Annotated in this window: 16 protein-coding genes; 3 read left to right on the top strand and 13 right to left on the bottom strand. The window is 61.4% G+C overall.

Going from position 1 to position 15,505, the window contains the following annotated elements; genetic code table 11:
- Window positions 1-60: 60 nt before the first annotated feature.
- On the bottom strand, window positions 61-264 hold the full coding sequence (locus OIU19_RS18870) for a hypothetical protein (RefSeq protein WP_264236299.1): 204 nt from the start codon (window positions 262-264) through the stop codon (window positions 61-63).
- A gap of 299 nt (window positions 265-563) precedes the next feature.
- Here OIU19_RS18870 and OIU19_RS18865 point away from each other — a divergent pair, with 299 nt between their 5' ends.
- Window positions 564-1,238 (top strand): heavy metal response regulator transcription factor, encoded by a 675-nt coding sequence (locus OIU19_RS18865; RefSeq protein WP_264236298.1) that lies wholly within the window; start codon window positions 564-566, stop codon window positions 1,236-1,238.
- A complete protein-coding gene (locus tag OIU19_RS18860; RefSeq protein WP_264236297.1) occupies window positions 1,235-2,620 on the top strand; it encodes a heavy metal sensor histidine kinase in 1,386 nt (461 codons plus the stop codon). The genes OIU19_RS18865 and OIU19_RS18860 overlap by 4 nt, the downstream gene beginning before the upstream one ends.
- A 50-nt stretch (window positions 2,621-2,670) precedes the next feature.
- On the opposite strand, the gene pdxJ is transcribed toward OIU19_RS18860, so the two are convergent.
- The 10 genes from pdxJ to rpoE form a co-directional block, all read right to left on the bottom strand.
- A complete protein-coding gene (gene pdxJ / locus OIU19_RS18855) occupies window positions 2,671-3,393 on the bottom strand; it encodes a pyridoxine 5'-phosphate synthase (protein ID WP_372353333.1) in 723 nt (240 codons plus the stop codon).
- A 61-nt stretch (window positions 3,394-3,454) separates the two neighbouring features.
- Window positions 3,455-4,138: a DNA repair protein RecO gene (gene recO, locus OIU19_RS18850; RefSeq protein WP_264236295.1), complete on the bottom strand. Its 684-nt coding sequence runs from the start codon at window positions 4,136-4,138 to the stop codon at window positions 3,455-3,457.
- 104 nt (window positions 4,139-4,242) lie between these two features.
- Window positions 4,243-5,145: a GTPase Era gene (gene era / locus OIU19_RS18845; protein ID WP_264236294.1), complete on the bottom strand. Its 903-nt coding sequence runs from the start codon at window positions 5,143-5,145 to the stop codon at window positions 4,243-4,245.
- Window positions 5,138-5,827 carry a ribonuclease III gene (gene rnc, locus OIU19_RS18840; protein ID WP_186556166.1) on the bottom strand — a complete coding sequence of 230 codons (690 nt, stop codon included), beginning with the start codon at window positions 5,825-5,827 and terminating at the stop codon, window positions 5,138-5,140. Before rnc ends, era begins: the two co-directional genes overlap by 8 nt.
- Before the next feature lie 164 nt (window positions 5,828-5,991).
- A complete protein-coding gene (gene lepB / locus OIU19_RS18835; RefSeq protein ID WP_186556165.1) occupies window positions 5,992-6,846 on the bottom strand; it encodes a signal peptidase I in 855 nt (284 codons plus the stop codon).
- Between the two features lie 5 nt (window positions 6,847-6,851).
- Window positions 6,852-8,651: a translation elongation factor 4 gene (gene lepA / locus OIU19_RS18830; protein ID WP_264236292.1), complete on the bottom strand. Its 1,800-nt coding sequence runs from the start codon at window positions 8,649-8,651 to the stop codon at window positions 6,852-6,854.
- A 284-nt stretch (window positions 8,652-8,935) separates the two neighbouring features.
- Window positions 8,936-10,333 carry a DegQ family serine endoprotease gene (locus tag OIU19_RS18825; protein ID WP_372353332.1) on the bottom strand — a complete coding sequence of 466 codons (1,398 nt, stop codon included), beginning with the start codon at window positions 10,331-10,333 and terminating at the stop codon, window positions 8,936-8,938.
- Between the two features lie 207 nt (window positions 10,334-10,540).
- Complete coding sequence (locus tag OIU19_RS18820) at window positions 10,541-11,503, bottom strand: MucB/RseB C-terminal domain-containing protein (RefSeq protein WP_264236290.1); 963 nt, start codon at window positions 11,501-11,503, stop codon at window positions 10,541-10,543.
- An 11-nt stretch (window positions 11,504-11,514) separates the two neighbouring features.
- Window positions 11,515-12,105: a sigma-E factor negative regulatory protein gene (locus OIU19_RS18815; RefSeq protein ID WP_264236289.1), complete on the bottom strand. Its 591-nt coding sequence runs from the start codon at window positions 12,103-12,105 to the stop codon at window positions 11,515-11,517.
- A gap of 31 nt (window positions 12,106-12,136) precedes the next feature.
- The gene (gene rpoE, locus OIU19_RS18810) at window positions 12,137-12,718 is read right to left on the bottom strand and encodes an RNA polymerase sigma factor RpoE (protein WP_011535354.1); all 582 of its coding nucleotides are present in this window, start codon (window positions 12,716-12,718) and stop codon (window positions 12,137-12,139) included.
- Between the two features lie 437 nt (window positions 12,719-13,155).
- On the opposite strand from rpoE, the gene nadB reads away from it, so the two are divergent.
- Window positions 13,156-14,760: an L-aspartate oxidase gene (nadB, locus tag OIU19_RS18805; RefSeq protein WP_264236287.1), complete on the top strand. Its 1,605-nt coding sequence runs from the start codon at window positions 13,156-13,158 to the stop codon at window positions 14,758-14,760.
- Window positions 14,761-14,776: 16 nt separating this feature from the next.
- Here nadB and OIU19_RS18800 read toward each other — a convergent pair whose 3' ends face one another.
- A complete protein-coding gene (locus OIU19_RS18800) occupies window positions 14,777-15,235 on the bottom strand; it encodes a protein YgfX (RefSeq protein ID WP_264236285.1) in 459 nt (152 codons plus the stop codon).
- Entirely contained in the window at window positions 15,219-15,473 is a 255-nt protein-coding gene (locus OIU19_RS18795; protein WP_186556158.1) for a succinate dehydrogenase assembly factor 2, read from the bottom strand. Before OIU19_RS18795 ends, OIU19_RS18800 begins: the two co-directional genes overlap by 17 nt.
- Window positions 15,474-15,505: the final 32 nt, after the last annotated feature.

The following is a 15,505-nucleotide window of genomic DNA, read 5'->3' as shown; positions in this document are numbered from 1 at the left end:
CCGGCAAGGGGCGCCTAACGACACCGCCTGGCAGGAGCAACGCCAGGCGGCTGGGTGAAACTAGTCCTTGGCTACTTCACGGGCCTTTTCCGCTTGCTTACGCTCACGCTCGGCCACGGCCTGGTCCTGCTTGCCATGCAAGCGCTCCTGGTCTTGGCGGAATGCCTCCCAGAACTGCCGCGAACGCTCCGCGCCGCCTTCGGCCAAGGCCGTGGTGCTGCCCAGAGTGAGCAGTGCCAGAAACAGGTACTTGGTCAGGTTCATGGTGATTTGCCTCATAAGGGTTCAGATGAGGCCATCCTAGAGGGCGGCAGCTAACGCCAAGGTGAGGCGCACATTACAGTCTTGCAAGGCTGGCTTGCGGGGCGGTTGGTTCACCCTATCGCGTCTGTAAGCGCGGGTTTGTGCCACGTTTGGGCCCTGACTGTCAGGGAAATGGCTGGCACATTACAAATCTGTAATCCAGGCAAAACACCGCTTCGCATGCCGTAACATTGCCCCGCTTGACCCTCATCCCACTTCAGGGTCGAGAATCGCCGCCCTTCACCTGACCGAGCCCGATCATGCGTCTACTGATCATCGAAGACGAACTGCGCACCGCCGACTACCTGCAGCAAGGCCTGCGCGAGAACGGCTACGTGGTCGACTGCGCCCACACCGGCATCGACGGCCTGCACCTGGCCCGCCAGCAGGCATATGACCTGGTGATCCTCGACGTCAACCTGCCCGAGCTGGACGGCTGGAGCGTATTGCAGCGCCTGCGCGCCGACTCAGCCACGCGAATCATGATGCTCACCGCCCATGGTCGCCTGGCCGACCGGGTCAAAGGCCTGGACCTGGGTGCCGACGACTACCTGCTCAAGCCGTTCGAATTCCCCGAGCTACTGGCGCGAATCCGCAGCCTGCTGCGGCGCAACGACCAACAGCTACAACCGAGCACCCTGCGCGTCGCTGACCTGGAGCTCGACCCAGGCCGTCATCGTGCCTGGCGCGGCGGCAAGCGCATCGACCTGACCGCCAAGGAATTCGCCCTGCTGCACCTGTTGATGCGTCAAAGCGGCGAAGTGCTGTCGCGCACGCAGATCATCTCGTTGGTGTGGGACATGAACTTCGATTGCGATACCAACGTGGTCGAGGTCTCCATCCGCCGCTTGCGGGCGAAGATCGACGATCCGTTCGAAGACAAGCTGATCCATACCTTGCGCGGCGTTGGCTACGTGCTCGAGGCGCGTCCTTGAAGCCTGCCAGCCTGTCGCTACGGCTGGGCCTGAGCGTAACCCTGATGGGCGCCACCCTGGTCCTGCTGCTGGCCTGCCTGGCAGTGTTCGCCCTCGATCATGAACTCGATAGCCGTGCCCGCAAGGACCTGGCGCGCAAGATGCTCCAGGTCGAGCACAACTTGCGGGTCGATCTGCGCAGCGGTGACTTGGCCACTCGCGCCCATCCGCTGCTCGATCTGGTCATGGGCCATGACAACCTCAGCCTCAATGTCCTGGCACTCAACGGCCGGCACCCGCCGCTGCTCAGCCTTGGCCCAGCGCTGGAGTCACAGGCGCTCCGCGAACTGCAGACCGGCGCGACGCTGGCCTTCGCGCAGTGGCAAGACAGCGCCGGCAACCAGATCCTCACTGCCACCCGCTTGATGCGCCTGCGCGATGACACGCCGGTGCGGGTGATGATGTCGCTCAACCGCGACGACGATAACAGCCTGCTGCAAGCCTACCTGCACTCGACACTGCTGGCCCTGCCCTTGCTGCTGGTGCTGATCGGCATTGGCGCCTGGAAGCTGGTGCAACGCGGCCTCAAGCCGCTGCGTCACTTTCGGCGGGTGGCCGGTCAGGTGTCGGCTCAGGACCTCACTCACCGCCTGCCCGACAGCGGCTTGCCGTTTGAACTGGCGGAGCTTGCCGGTGCCATCAACGTGATGCTCGATCGCCTGGATCAAGGCGTGCGGCAGCTGTCGCAGTTCTCCGATGACCTCGCCCATGAGCTGCGCACGCCCTTGAGCAACCTGATGGGCAAGGCCCAGGTCACCCTGGCTCGTGAGCGTGACAGCGAGAACTATCGCGAGGTCCTGGAAGACAGTATCGAGGAGCTGACCCGGCTCAACCGCATCATCAACGACATGCTGTTCCTCGCCCAAGTCAGCCAACCGCAGGCGCAGGTCGTGCTCAAACCCTTGGCATTGGCCGAAGAGGCCGAGCGGGTCGGCGAGCTGTTCGCGTTCAGCGCTGAGCTCAAGGATATCGAGCTGAAGCTGCAAGGTTGGGGCACGGCGCTGGCCGACCGGTTGATGTTCCAGCGGGCGCTGTCGAATCTGTTGAGCAATGCCATCAGGCATAGCCCTGAAGGGCAGCGCGTGACGGTAGGCATTGGCCGGCATGCTGAGCATGCCTGGGTGTGGGTGGAGAACCAGGGACCAGGGATCGCCCAGGCACACCAGCCACAGCTGTTCGAACGCTTCTACAGGGCTGGATGCGGGCGTTCGCGGCTCGAAGGTGGTACCGGACTGGGGCTGGCGATCGTGCAGTCGATCATGCACTTGCACGGCGGCAGGGTCGAGGTGAGTAGCCGGCCGGAAGGGCCAACCCGGTTTACTTTGCTGTTTCGCGCAGAATGAATCGCGGGGCGGGCCCCGCGATCAGCTAAGGCGATCGCGCCTAGGCTTGCTTAGCGCGATGCCTGGACAATCAGCGCTTTCATCTCCGCTACCGCCGCCTTGAAGCCAACGAACAGCGCATGTGCGACCAGCGCATGACCAATGTTCAACTCGTTGATGCCCTTGATCGCCGCCACCGCTTCAACGTTGTGGTAATGCAGGCCGTGACCGGCGTTGACGATCAGGCCCTTGCCCACGCCAAAGGCCACGCCATCGACGATGCGCTTGAGCTCTTCAGCCACTTCGGTCGGGGTTTGGGCGTCAGCATAGCGGCCGGTGTGCAACTCGATCGCAGGCGCGCCGACACGACGCGAGGCTTCGATCTGGCGCTCATCGGCGTCGATGAACAGCGAGACTTCAGCGCCAGTACGCGACAGGCGCTCAACTGCTGCCTTGATCCGCGCTTCTTGCCCAGCCACGTCCAGGCCACCTTCAGTGGTCAGTTCCTGACGGGTTTCGGGGACCAGGCAGATATGCGCCGGGCGGATTTTTTCGGCGAACAGCATCATCTCTTCAGTGACGCCCATCTCGAAGTTCATGCGCGTTTGCAGCACGTCCTTGAGTACCAGCACATCGCGCTCCTGGATATGCCGGCGGTCTTCGCGCAGGTGTACGGTGATGCCGTCGGCACCTGCCTCCTCGGCATCCAGGGCAGCCTTGACCGGGTCTGGGTAGCGGGTGCCGCGGGCCTGGCGCAGGGTCGCCACGTGGTCGATGTTGACGCCAAGAAGCATGCGGTTGCTGTGAGTCACGAAAGGCTCTCCTGAAGATTTAGCCACACAGCATACGACGTGCTTAGCGCTTGCGAAACAGTTCCCGACTGACCAGCGGCTTTGGCCCCAGGTGGACCGCCAGCGCCTGGCGCATCAAGCGCTTGGCGGCCAGCAGTGCGCCGGGGGCTTCCCAGTTCGCTTGCGCCAGGGCCAGCAGCTCGTCACCCTTGAATAATCCGGGCTGCAGCAGCTCGACGCGCTCAAGGCCTGCGTCCACTTGCAAGCGATACAGGCCTTCGACGGCAATCGGGATGTCGTTGATGTCGTGATCCAGCGCAAAGGCGTAGCCCAGCTCGTCGAGCAGGCGCCATTCGAAGGCGCGCAGCAGCGGCTCCAAGGGCCGGCCTTCGCCGAGCGCCTGCAAGGTCAATGCGTAATGCTCGAATAGCGCCGGATGAGGCGCTTCAGCAGGCAGCAGGCGCATCAGCAACTCATTGAGGTACAAACCGCTGAACAAGGCGTCGCCATGCAGCCAGGCGGCAATCCCCACGCTGTCCAGACGGCCGACGTTCTTCAGCTCGCCGCGCCCGCGCAGCTCGACTTCAAGCGGCACGAAACAGCGCACCAGGCTGCCACCCTTGCCCCGCGCCCGGCGCAGCACCGCTCGCACCCGCCCCTGGGGGGTGAGCAAGTCCACCAGCGCACTGGTTTCCTTGTAGGCGCGGCTGTGGAGCACGAAGGCCGGCTGGGCGGCGGGTTGTTCCATCACAGAGCACTCGATGTCAGAAATAACTGTGGGAGCGGGCTTGCCCTACGATCGCCATCGCGGGGCAAGCCCGCTCCCACAGGAGCAAAGGCGGAGCGTAAGGCTTACAGGTCGCCGTAGCCCAGCGAACGCAGGGCGCGTTCGTCATCGGACCAGCCGCCTTTGACCTTGACCCACAGGTTGAGCATGACCTTGGCGTCGAACAGGGTTTCCATGTCCTTGCGCGCGTCAGAGCCGATGCGCTTGATGCGCTCGCCCTTGTCGCCAATGATGATCTTCTTCTGGCCATCTCGCTCGACCAGGATCAATGCATGGATGTGCAGCACATGGCCCTGCTGCTTGAACTCTTCGATCTCGACGGTGATCTGGTACGGCAGCTCGGCACCGAGCTGGCGCATGATCTTCTCGCGCACCAGCTCCGCGGCGAGGAAGCGGCTGCTGCGGTCGGTGATCTGGTCTTCCGGGAAGAAGTGCTCGTTTTCCGGCAGGTGCTTGGCGATCAGCGCCTCGAGCGATTCGAGGTTGTGCCCCTGCTGCGCGGAGATTGGCACGATCTCGGCGTTCGGCAACTGCTCCTGCAGCCATTTCAGGTGCGGGATCAGCTCGGCCTTCTCGTCCATCCGGTCGGTCTTGTTGACGGCCAGGATGAGCGGGCCGGTCACGTACTGCACCCGCTCGAGCACCAGCTGGTCTTCTTCGGTCCAGCGGGTACGGTCGACCACGAAGATCACCACGTCGACGTCCTTGAGGGCGGCCGAAGCGGTGCGGTTCATGTAGCGGTTGAGCGCTTTGTCGTTGGCCTTGTGCATGCCGGGGGTGTCGACGTAGATCGCCTGCACATCACCTTCGGTCTTGATCCCGAGCATGTTGTGCCGGGTGGTCTGCGGCTTGCGCGAGGTGATCGCCAGCTTTTGCCCGAGGATGTGGTTGAGCAAGGTCGACTTGCCCACGTTGGGGCGACCCACGATGGCTACGTAACCGCAGCGGGTTGGGTTGTTCTCAGTCATTGCCATTCTCCACGCCCAGGGCGATCAATGCAGAAGCCGCGGCGACTTGCTCGGCGATACGCCGGCTAACGCCCTGGCCACGGCTCTTGTTGTTCAGCAGCACCACTTCGCATTCGACGAAGAAGGTGCGGCAGTGAGGTTCGCCCTGGATGTCGACCACTTCGTAACGTGGCAACTCACAGGCCCGCGACTGCAGGAACTCCTGCAGGCGGGTCTTGGGGTCTTTGTTGGTGTCGACCAGCGTCAGGCTCTCGAATTCATCGGTCAGCCAGGCCAGGATGCGCTCGCGCGCAGTCTCCATGTCGGCGTCCAGATAAATGGCGCCGATCAGCGCTTCGAGGGCATCGGCGAGGATCGATTCGCGGCGAAAACCGCCGCTCTTGAGCTCGCCCGAACCCAGGCGCAAGTATTCACCCAGGTCAAAGCCACGGGCCAGACGCGCCAGGGTTTCGCCCTTGACCAGGCGTGCGCGCAGGCGCGACAGCTGGCCTTCGCGCGCTTGGGGGAAGCGCTCGAACAGCGCTTCGCCAGCGACGAAGTTGAGAATGGCATCGCCGAGGAACTCCAGACGCTCGTTATTGCGCCCGGCGTAGCTGCGATGGCTCAGGGCCAGGAGCATCTGGTCCTTGTTCTTGAAGGTGTAGCCGAGCTTGCGCTCCAGGCGTTCAAGGGGAGCACTCATGCGGCCACCCGTGGGTTATTCAACGCGTTGTTCAAATCAACATCCTGAAAGACTGTTTTGCTGTGGATCGCCCCTGTTCAGGTGGCGAAATCTCCCGATCCCTGAGAACACAGCCTATGTCAGAAAAGCATTCGGCGCTGTCTGTCAGACAACGCCGATGGGTATCAATGGATCAGGCCGACCCGCGACAGGTTGGGCATATGGCTGAGCTTGGGCTCTGGCCAGCTCATCCAGACCGCGAAAGCCTTGCCGACGATGTTGCGGTCCGGGACCATGCCGTGCAGTTCTTTAGGGATGTTCGGGTCATCCCAGTAACGGCTGTCGTTGGAGTTGTCGCGGTTGTCGCCCATCATGAAGTAATGGCCAGCCGGCACGGTCCATTGCTGGTCCGGCGGCATGCGATAGCGGCTCATCTCCTTGCGGATCAGGTGCTCAGTCTCGCCCAGCTTCTCCTTGTACAGCTCAGCGCTGCCCAAGGTGCCTGGCTCGGTACCGACCAACTGCTCGGCGACCGGCTGACCGTTGACATACAAACGCTTGTCGCTGGTATAGCGGATCTGGTCGCCCGGCAGGCCGACCACCCGCTTGATGTAGTTGACGTTCGGGTCGCTTGGATAGCGGAACACCATCACGTCCCCGCGCTGCGGATCACCCACATCGATGACCTTTTTATCGATCACCGGCAGCCGAATGCCGTAGGAGAACTTGTTCACCAGGATGAAGTCGCCGACTTCCAGGGTCGGTTTCATCGACCCGGAAGGGATCTGGAACGGCTCGACCAGAAACGAGCGCAGTACCAGCACGATGAACAGCACCGGGAAGAACGACTTGCCGTACTCGACCAGCAACGGCTCCTTGTTCAGCTTCTCGACCACAGCCATTTCGGGCTGAGTGACGCTGCCCTGGTAGTTGGCGATCGCTGCGCGCCGGCGCGGGGCCAGGAACAGCAGGTCGATCAGACCCAACAAGCCACAGACTGCGACGGCGATGACGAGCAACAGCGGGAAATTTAGCGACATAGGACCTAGCTATCCAACCTGAGCACGGCGAGGAAGGCCTCTTGTGGAATCTCCACATTGCCCACCTGTTTCATGCGTTTCTTACCGGCCTTCTGCTTCTCCAGCAGCTTGCGTTTACGGCTAACGTCACCACCGTAACACTTGGCCAGTACGTTCTTTCTGAGCGCCTTGACAGTGGTACGCGCAACGATCTGCCCGCCAATGGCGGCCTGGATCGCAACGTCGAACATCTGCCGAGGAATCAGTTCCTTCATCTTCTCGGTCAACGCACGACCTTTGTAGTGCGCGTTATCGCGGTGCACGATCAGTGCCAGGGCGTCGACCTTGTCGCCGTTGATCAGCACGTCCAGTTTGACCAGGTTGGCCGACTGGTAGCGATCGAAATGATAGTCCAGCGAGGCATAACCGCGGCTGGTCGACTTCAGGCGGTCGAAGAAGTCCAGCACCACCTCGTTCATCGGCAGGTCATAACGCACCTGCACCTGCGAGCCGAGGAACTGCATGTCGCGCTGCACGCCACGCTTCTCGATGCACAGGGTGATGACGTTACCCAGGTGCTCTTGCGGCACGAGGATGTTGGCCTGCACGATCGGCTCGCGGAAATCTTCGACCGACGACACGTCCGGCAGCTTGGACGGGTTGTCGACGTAGATGGTTTCGCCGGTCTTGAGCTTGACCTCGAAGATTACGCTTGGCGCGGTGGTGATCAGGTCAAGGTCGTATTCGCGCTCCAGGCGCTCCTGGATGATTTCCATGTGCAGCATGCCGAGGAAGCCGCAACGGAAGCCGAAGCCCAGTGCGTCGGAGCTTTCCGGCAGGTATTGCAGCGACGAGTCGTTCAGGGTCAGTTTCTGCAACGCGTCGCGGAAATCCTCGAAATCGTCGGAACTGACCGGGAACAGGCCGGCATATACCTGTGGTTGGATCTTCTTGAAGCCTGGCAGCACTTCGACCTCAGGGGTCGAGGACAGGGTCAGGGTGTCACCGACCGGTGCACCATGAATGTCTTTGATGCTGGCGATGATGAAGCCTACTTCGCCGGCCTTGAGGTCTGCGGTCTGGGTGTGCTTGGGGGTGAATACACCGACGCTGTCGACCAGGTGCACCTTGCCGGTGGACTTGACCAGAATCTTGTCGCCCTTCTTCACCCGGCCATGGCGCACACGCACCAGCGACACGACCCCAAGGTAGTTGTCGAACCAGGAGTCGATGATCAGCGCCTGCAGGGGCGCGTCGATATCGCCTTCGGGTGCGGGAATGGTCTGTACCAGGCGCTCGAGCACTTCGTCGACGCCCATGCCGCTCTTGGCGCTGCAAGCCACGGCATCGGTAGCGTCGATGCCGATGATCTTCTCGATCTCGTCCTTGACGCGGTCCGGGTCGGCTTGGGGCAGGTCCATCTTGTTCAGCACTGGCATGACTTCCAGGCCTTGCTCGATGGCGGTGTAGCAGTTGGCGACCGACTGCGCTTCGACACCTTGACCGGCGTCCACCACCAGCAGCGCGCCCTCACAGGCGGCCAGCGAACGGCTGACTTCGTAGGTGAAGTCGACGTGGCCGGGGGTGTCGATGAAGTTCAGCTGGTAGGTCTTGCCGTCCTGGGCCTTGTAATGCAGCGTGACGCTGTGGGCCTTGATGGTAATACCGCGCTCGCGCTCCAGGTCCATGGAATCCAGGACCTGGGCTTCCATTTCGCGCGCCGACAGGCCACCGCACATCTGGATGAAACGGTCGGCCAGCGTCGACTTGCCATGGTCGATGTGGGCGATGATGGAGAAATTGCGGATATGACTCAAATCACTCACGGGTCAACACTCGGAAAAGGCTGCGAGCCGGACGCCCGCCGAAAAATAGCCGGGAATTGTACCTTAAGCCGATGGCTTATGGGAGATTCCTGATCGGCAGTCATGGCATCTACGTGCTGAGGCGTGGGAGCGGGCTTGCCCCCCGCGATTGCTGGCTGATCAAGTAGATAGGGGGGCTTGGTCGCTCGCAATCCCCGGGCAAGCCCGCTCCCACGGTGCATGAAACTTTCAATCAGTGACGAAAAAGGGCAGCCGAAGCTGCCCTTTCCTACCTTGTTACCGGATTATTCAGCCAGTTTGAAGGTGATGAAGCTGGCGCGCCCCTGACGCAGAACGCGCATCGACACCGAACGGTTCTTCGGCAGGCCCTTGGCAATCTCGGTGAACTCCTTGGCGTTGCTGATCGCCTGGTTGTTCAAGTGACTGATGACGTCACCCGGACGCAGGCCGATCAGCGCCGCAGGGCCATCCTGGACTTCCTTGATGACCACACCACCCTTGAGCTCAAGCGATTTTTTCTGCTCGGCGGTCAGGTCAGTCACCGAGACACCCAGACGGTTGCTGCTGCGCTCGGCGCCGCCTTGGGCACCGGTAGCGATATCGGCATCATCTTCCGGCAGTGCGCCGACGGTGACATCAAGGTTCTGCCGCTTGCCGTTGCGGATAATCTCAAGCTTGGCCTTGGCGCCGTCCTTGAGGCTGCCGACCAGGTGCGGCAGATCGGCCGACATGACGATGGGCTGACCATTCATGCTGAGGATCACATCACCGACCTGCAGGCCACCTTTGGCAGCCGGGCCGTCTTCCAGAACCTGAGCGACCAAGGCACCGGCAGGCTTGTCGAGGCCGAACGATTCAGCCAGGTCTTTGTTGACCTCCTGGATCACCACGCCGAGCCAGCCGCGGTTGACCTTGCCGTCCTTTTTCAACTGGTTGGAGACATCCAGCGCCACGTCGATCGGGATAGCGAAAGACAGGCCCATGAAGCCACCGGAGCGGGTGAAGATCTGCGAGTTGATGCCGACGACTTCACCTTTCATGTTGAACAGCGGGCCACCGGAGTTACCCGGGTTGATCGCCACGTCCGTCTGGATGAACGGCACATAGGTGTCGTTAGGCAGGGTACGACCCTTGGCGCTGACGATCCCTTTGGTCACCGAATGATCGAAGCCAAACGGCGAACCGATGGCCAGCACCCACTCCCCGACCTTGAGCTTCTCGGAGTCGCCCAGTTTTACCGTTGGCAGGTTTTTGCCTTCGACCTTGAGCAGGGCCACGTCAGTACGCGGGTCGGTGCCGACCAGCTTGGCCTGCAGCTCGCTGCGATCGGACAGGCGCACGATGATTTCGTCGGCGTCGGCCACGACATGGTTATTGGTCAGCACGTAGCCATCGCTGGAAATGATGAAGCCCGAGCCGAGCGACTGTGCTTCACGCTGGCGGTCGCCACGCGGCGAACGCGGCTGTTGCGGCATATTGCGTTCGAAGAACTCGCGGAACATCGGTGGCAGGCCTTCGAGGTCGGGCATGGTCCCGGCAGCGAGGCGGTCTGGCAGCTTCTGTTTGGTACTGATGTTGACCACGGCCGGTGAGGCCTGCTCCACCAGGGTAGTGAAGTCCGGCAGGGCTTCTTCGGCCTGAGCGCTGAGCACCTGACCGAGCATGAGCACGGCGGCGAACATCGACAGATAGGATTTCAAGCGTGGTATTGACATACGGCTCCCGTCACAACGAGCGTAGTTAGCAGTAAGACCCCTGCTGACGCAGGCAAGGCCAGACCCTCAAGAAGTCTGACCTATAGAAAATTTACGAGGGGATTGCAAATGACAATGCTTTAATTTCATTTCAGCCCCGTGATTTCGGGGCTGATGAAAGGGCGCTTAAGGTCATTACTGACGCGCCTGAGCATCCTGCGCCCGCATGGACAATGCCACACGTTCGGCGGTACCCAAAGGAATCTCTCCAACCACGGTCACCATGACTTTGCCATTGGGCGTATTGAGTTGGCGCGAAACGGCCACGGTTGGGCCTAGCTGGGTTCGGATATCGTTGCCCGAGCTACCCTTGACCGGTTCCAGGAACACTGAGAAGCGCGCCAGACCGTCGTCATACATCAAGCTGCTGACCGTACTGTTGCGCGAAGCGTCGCGGCGACTGGAGCTGTTGATCAGTTCGAAGCCTGGCGGCAACCAGTCCGAGCGCCAGGCCACCTTGGATCCGCCAGGCGCCGAGGCAACCGGCTGGACAGGCTTGCACGAGGCACTGGCATGTAGCTCTTGATCGCTTGGGGCGGTGGTATCCAAACGGGTCATCTGGAAGCGCTCGAGCAACTGGCCCTTGTCGTTGAGCATCAACGAGCGCAGGGGCAATCCAGTCTCACGGTCCAGATGTAATTCGAAGGCGTAACGATGCTGGTCGCGTGGAGTGAGTGTGACGATTACCGCATCGCGATCAGCGACCCGGGATTCACCCGCAAGCCTCAAGTCGTACCAACTCATCAGCTTGAGCGGATCGAGCATGCGCGGCGCAGAGTCAGGTGGCGCTGCCACCCCGCTGGCCAGAGCTCCACTAACGCACTGCACCTTGCCATCGACACGCACGATTTCCTGGGCCGCGCCATCGAGCTGCAATAGCCGCTCGCTGACCCTGCCATTGTGCACACGGTGCCAGATATCGTGGGAAGAGAAGCTGCCGTTACGTTCGTAAACGAAGGAACCCTGGTAACTCTGTACTTGCTCGGCTCGTGCCAGCTTGTTCAACCACTCACTCGCCTCAGGCGAGGAGTTGGCTGCCAACGCTGGCACCGTCATGCAGCTGCCTAGTAGCAGCGACAGGAGAGGTAGCGCGCGCATGATCCTCCTTACTAGCGGTTTTCCAGGCTGGCAGCGCGGGCGTATGGCAGGGCGGTTTCAGTGCCCTTGAGCGCAGATTCCTGGGCGTGCTGGCGCAGGTAGCCTGGCAGACGCTGATCCCAGCCAGCCTGATTCTGCAGCACACCGTTGGCCATTGGCCCGGTCGGTTGCTCACTGCTTTCACTATAGCCTGCCAATACAGCCGGGCCTTGTGTTTGCGGCATGCTCAGACCTTGCTGTGCCGGTTGCTGGGAAGCCAACTCGCTACCGGTGATTTCGTCTTGGTTGTACAGGCGTACACCTGCCAGCACCGCAACGGTCACCGAGGCAGCCACGGCCAGACGGCCAATGCTACGCCATGGACCTTGCTTGACCTTGGCCGGCACGGCTTCATCGGCCAGTGCTGCAGATACCGCCGAGGCGATATCCAGCTTCGGCAGCAGCAGTTCCTTGTGCATCGCTGCGCGGGCAACCTGATAACGCGACCAGGTGGCACGGGTGTCTGCGTCATCGACGGCGCTGAGCACCCGACGCAATTCCAATTCGTCCGCTTCGTTATCCATCACCGCGGACAGCGATTCCTGCAAAGCTTCACGACTCATGGCGGTTCCTCTCTTGGCTGTCGCCGCTGTCTCAGGATTCCTGCAACAACGGCTGCAGGGCTTTATCAATGGCCTCCCGAGCGCGGAAGATTCGAGAGCGCACGGTACCCACCGGACATTGCATGACGCTCGCAATGTCCTCGTAACTCAGACCATCAAATTCACGCAAAGTTAGTGCAGTGCGTAGATCTTCTGGCAGTTGCTGGATGGTGCGATGGACGGTGCCTTCGATTTCATCCCGCAACAACGAGCGCTCTGGGGACTCGAGATCCTTGAGACCATGATCGCCGTCGTAAAACTCCGCATCCTCGGAGCTCACATCGCTGTCTGGGGGCCGTCTACCACGGGACACCAGATAGTTTTTCGCCGTGTTGATGGCGATGCGGTACAGCCAGGTATAAAACGCACTGTCTCCGCGAAAATTTCCAAGCGCTCGGTACGCCTTGATAAAGGCTTCCTGCGCCACATCCTGGGCTTCATGGGTGTCGTGTACGAAACGCACGATCAACCCGAGAATCTTGTGCTGATACTTCAGCACCAACAGATCGAACGCTCGCCTGTCGCCGCGCTGTACGCGCTCAACAAGCTGCTGATCCTCTTCCTGGGTTAGCATGAACACTCCTCAGTGAACTCGAAGGAGCGTTGCCACAGCCATCGTTCAGGCTTGCAACCATAGACTCGGGCTTTGCGCAAAAGTTCTCCCCTCCAAGCAAGTTTCCTGCGGCCTCTGGTCGGCTCGCACGAAAAACACACAGCGCGGTCACGGCCGGCTGCGTCGATAATCGGGTCTCGAATACGCAGGTGTCAGCCCGGATCGAGCTACCGCCCTGCGTCGCCTTGGCATTTGTGGCGTATGGGCAGCCTTCATAGGATTTCCCGGCATGTCGGAAAGTTCCCACGAAGATCACCATCGCTACGCAAGCGCCATTGGAAATCAGGCGCCTGGGGCTGCTATAAAGGCATCCCGGCTATGTTTCACGATAGTTTCACAATGCCATCTGCGCATGACTATTGTGCCGTTCCCCTACCCCAGATTACTAGTGTCCCGACATGAGCCAACAATTCCAACATGATGTCCTGGTGATCGGCAGTGGTGCAGCTGGCCTGAGCCTGGCCCTCAACCTCCCCAGCCACCTGCGTATTGCCATTTTGAGCAAGGGCGACCTGGCCAATGGCTCGACGTTCTGGGCGCAGGGCGGCGTCGCGGCGGTGCTGGACGACACCGATACCGTGCAATCGCATGTCGAGGACACGCTCAATGCCGGCGGCGGCCTGTGCAACGAAGACGCCGTGCGCTTCACCGTCGAGCATAGCCGCGAGGCCATCGAGTGGCTGATCGAGCAAGGCGTGCCTTTTACCCGCGACGAGCATGCCAGCGTCGACGACGGCGGTTTCGAGTTTCACCTGACCCGCGAAGGCGGTCATAGCCACCGACGCATCATCCATGCCGCCGACGCCACTGGCGCGGCGATCTTCACCACCCTGCTGGAACAAGCCCGCAAGCGCCCGAACATTGCCTTGCTGGAACAGCGGGTGGCGGTCGACCTGATCACCGAACGACGCCTGGGCCTGGATGGCCAACGCTGCCTGGGCGCCTACGTGCTTGACCGCAATACCGGCGAGGTCGACACCTTTGGCGCACGCTTCACGGTGCTGGCCACGGGCGGCGCGGCCAAGGTCTATCTGTATACCAGCAATCCCGACGGTGCTTGTGGCGATGGCATCGCCATGGCCTGGCGCGCCGGCTGTCGGGTGGCCAACCTTGAATTCAACCAGTTTCATCCGACCTGCCTGTATCATCCGCAAGCCAAGAGCTTCCTGGTAACCGAGGCCCTGCGCGGCGAAGGCGCCCTGCTGCGACTGCCCAATGGCGAACGCTTCATGCCGCGCTTCGACCCGCGTGAAGAGCTGGCCCCACGCGATATCGTCGCCCGCGCGATCGACCACGAGATGAAGCGCCTGGGCGTGGATTGCGTCTATCTGGACATCACCCACAAGCCGGCTGATTTCATCAAGAGCCACTTCCCCACAGTCTATGAGCGCTGCCTGACCTTCGGCATCGACATTACCCGCCAGCCCATCCCAGTGGTGCCGGCCGCCCACTACACCTGCGGCGGGGTCATGGTCGATGACCGTGGTCATACCGATGTGCCGGGCCTGTACGCCATTGGCGAGACCAGCTTTACCGGCCTGCACGGCGCCAACCGCATGGCCAGCAACTCGCTGTTGGAGTGCTTTGTCTATGGCCGCTCGGCTGCGGCCGACATCGAGGCGCATCTTGAGCAGATCAGCATGCCAACTGCCCTGCCCTGCTGGGATGCCAGCCAGGTCACCGACTCGGACGAGGATGTGATCATTGCCCACAACTGGGACGAGCTGCGCCGGTTCATGTGGGACTATGTGGGGATCGTGCGCACCAACAAGCGCCTGCAGCGGGCGGAGCACCGGGTGCGGTTGCTGCTCGATGAGATCGATGAGTTCTACAGCAACTACAAGGTCAGTCGCGATTTGATCGAGTTGCGTAACCTGGCACAAGTCGCGGAGCTGATGATTCGTTCGGCCATGCAGCGCAAGGAAAGCCGGGGATTGCACTACACCCTGGACTATCCAGGAATGCTGCCCGAGGCGCGTGACACTGTTCTGGACCCACGCTGAAGAAAGACACGCAACGTTATCTGCTGGCTATCGGCGCCCACCGTCTGCGGCTGAACTTCAGCCGCAGACGCAAGCGCCGATGCTGATCCGCCCCCAGCGCGTCTTTGGGGATGCACTGACTTTCACCGATACGCCGTCCTTCGCGCACGAAACGCAACACCACCAGACGCGGCAGGGCAATACTGTCGGGCAATAACCGCACCGGTTGCCAGCCATGAGCACGGCTGAACAGCCGCCAACCCTGCGGATCGCGGCGTAGACCGGTGATAGCCTCGGGGTGCGTCAGAAGAATTCGGCGGGGAATGGCCCAACTGGCGTGGGCCATGCCGATCAACAAAACCACGATTGCCAGCCACCAGGGCAGCGCACTGAGCCAGAGGGCCATGAGCGCCAGCGCCTGGCAGGCCAGAAACGCCGTCAGCAACAGGCGCGAGCCCTGCCAACGGCATTCGAAGTGTTCACTTGGGCTGGACACGGTCCAGGATGATGCGAACCATGCGCTGCAGCTCTGGATCTTCCGATTCGGTGCGCTCCATGAACCAGCCGAACATGTCCTGATCTTCGCAGGAGAGCAGGCGAACATAGAGCTCGCGGTCCACTTCGCTCAGCGTGGGATAGACCTCCTGGGTGAATGGCACCAGCAGCACGTCCAGTTCCAGCATGCCGCGGCGGCTGTGCCAGAAAAGCCGGTTGAGTTCAGTTTGTTCGACCATGGGGCCCTCCTCGAATGGTCGGCCAGTATACA

This window comes from Pseudomonas sp. BT-42-2, from assembly GCF_025847435.2.
Taxonomy (GTDB): Bacteria; Pseudomonadota; Gammaproteobacteria; order Pseudomonadales; family Pseudomonadaceae; genus Aquipseudomonas; species Aquipseudomonas urmiensis.
Note: the sequence above shows the minus strand (reverse complement) of the source record. Positions and strands in the feature narration are given on the sequence as shown.

Bases quoted from the DNA above. Each gene is read 5' to 3' on its own strand.
- OIU19_RS18870 (WP_264236299.1), bottom strand. From the start codon at position 264: ATGAACCTGACCAAGTACCTGTTTCTGGCACTGCTCACTCTGGGCAGC.
- OIU19_RS18865 (WP_264236298.1), top strand. From the start codon at position 564: ATGCGTCTACTGATCATCGAAGACGAACTGCGCACCGCCGACTACCTG.
- pdxJ (WP_372353333.1), bottom strand. From the start codon at position 3,393: ATGCTTCTTGGCGTCAACATCGACCACGTGGCGACCCTGCGCCAGGCC.
- recO (WP_264236295.1), bottom strand. From the start codon at position 4,138: ATGGAACAACCCGCCGCCCAGCCGGCCTTCGTGCTCCACAGCCGCGCC.
- era (WP_264236294.1), bottom strand. From the start codon at position 5,145: ATGACTGAGAACAACCCAACCCGCTGCGGTTACGTAGCCATCGTGGGT.
- rnc (WP_186556166.1), bottom strand. From the start codon at position 5,827: ATGAGTGCTCCCCTTGAACGCCTGGAGCGCAAGCTCGGCTACACCTTC.
- lepB (WP_186556165.1), bottom strand. From the start codon at position 6,846: ATGTCGCTAAATTTCCCGCTGTTGCTCGTCATCGCCGTCGCAGTCTGT.
- OIU19_RS18825 (WP_372353332.1), bottom strand. From the start codon at position 10,333: ATGTTCGCCGCCGTGCTCATGCTCGGTCAGGTGCTCAGCGCTCAGGCC.
- OIU19_RS18820 (WP_264236290.1), bottom strand. From the start codon at position 11,503: ATGCGCGCGCTACCTCTCCTGTCGCTGCTACTAGGCAGCTGCATGACG.
- OIU19_RS18815 (WP_264236289.1), bottom strand. From the start codon at position 12,105: ATGAGTCGTGAAGCTTTGCAGGAATCGCTGTCCGCGGTGATGGATAAC.
- rpoE (WP_011535354.1), bottom strand. From the start codon at position 12,718: ATGCTAACCCAGGAAGAGGATCAGCAGCTTGTTGAGCGCGTACAGCGC.
- nadB (WP_264236287.1), top strand. From the start codon at position 13,156: ATGAGCCAACAATTCCAACATGATGTCCTGGTGATCGGCAGTGGTGCA.
- OIU19_RS18795 (WP_186556158.1), bottom strand. From the start codon at position 15,473: ATGGTCGAACAAACTGAACTCAACCGGCTTTTCTGGCACAGCCGCCGC.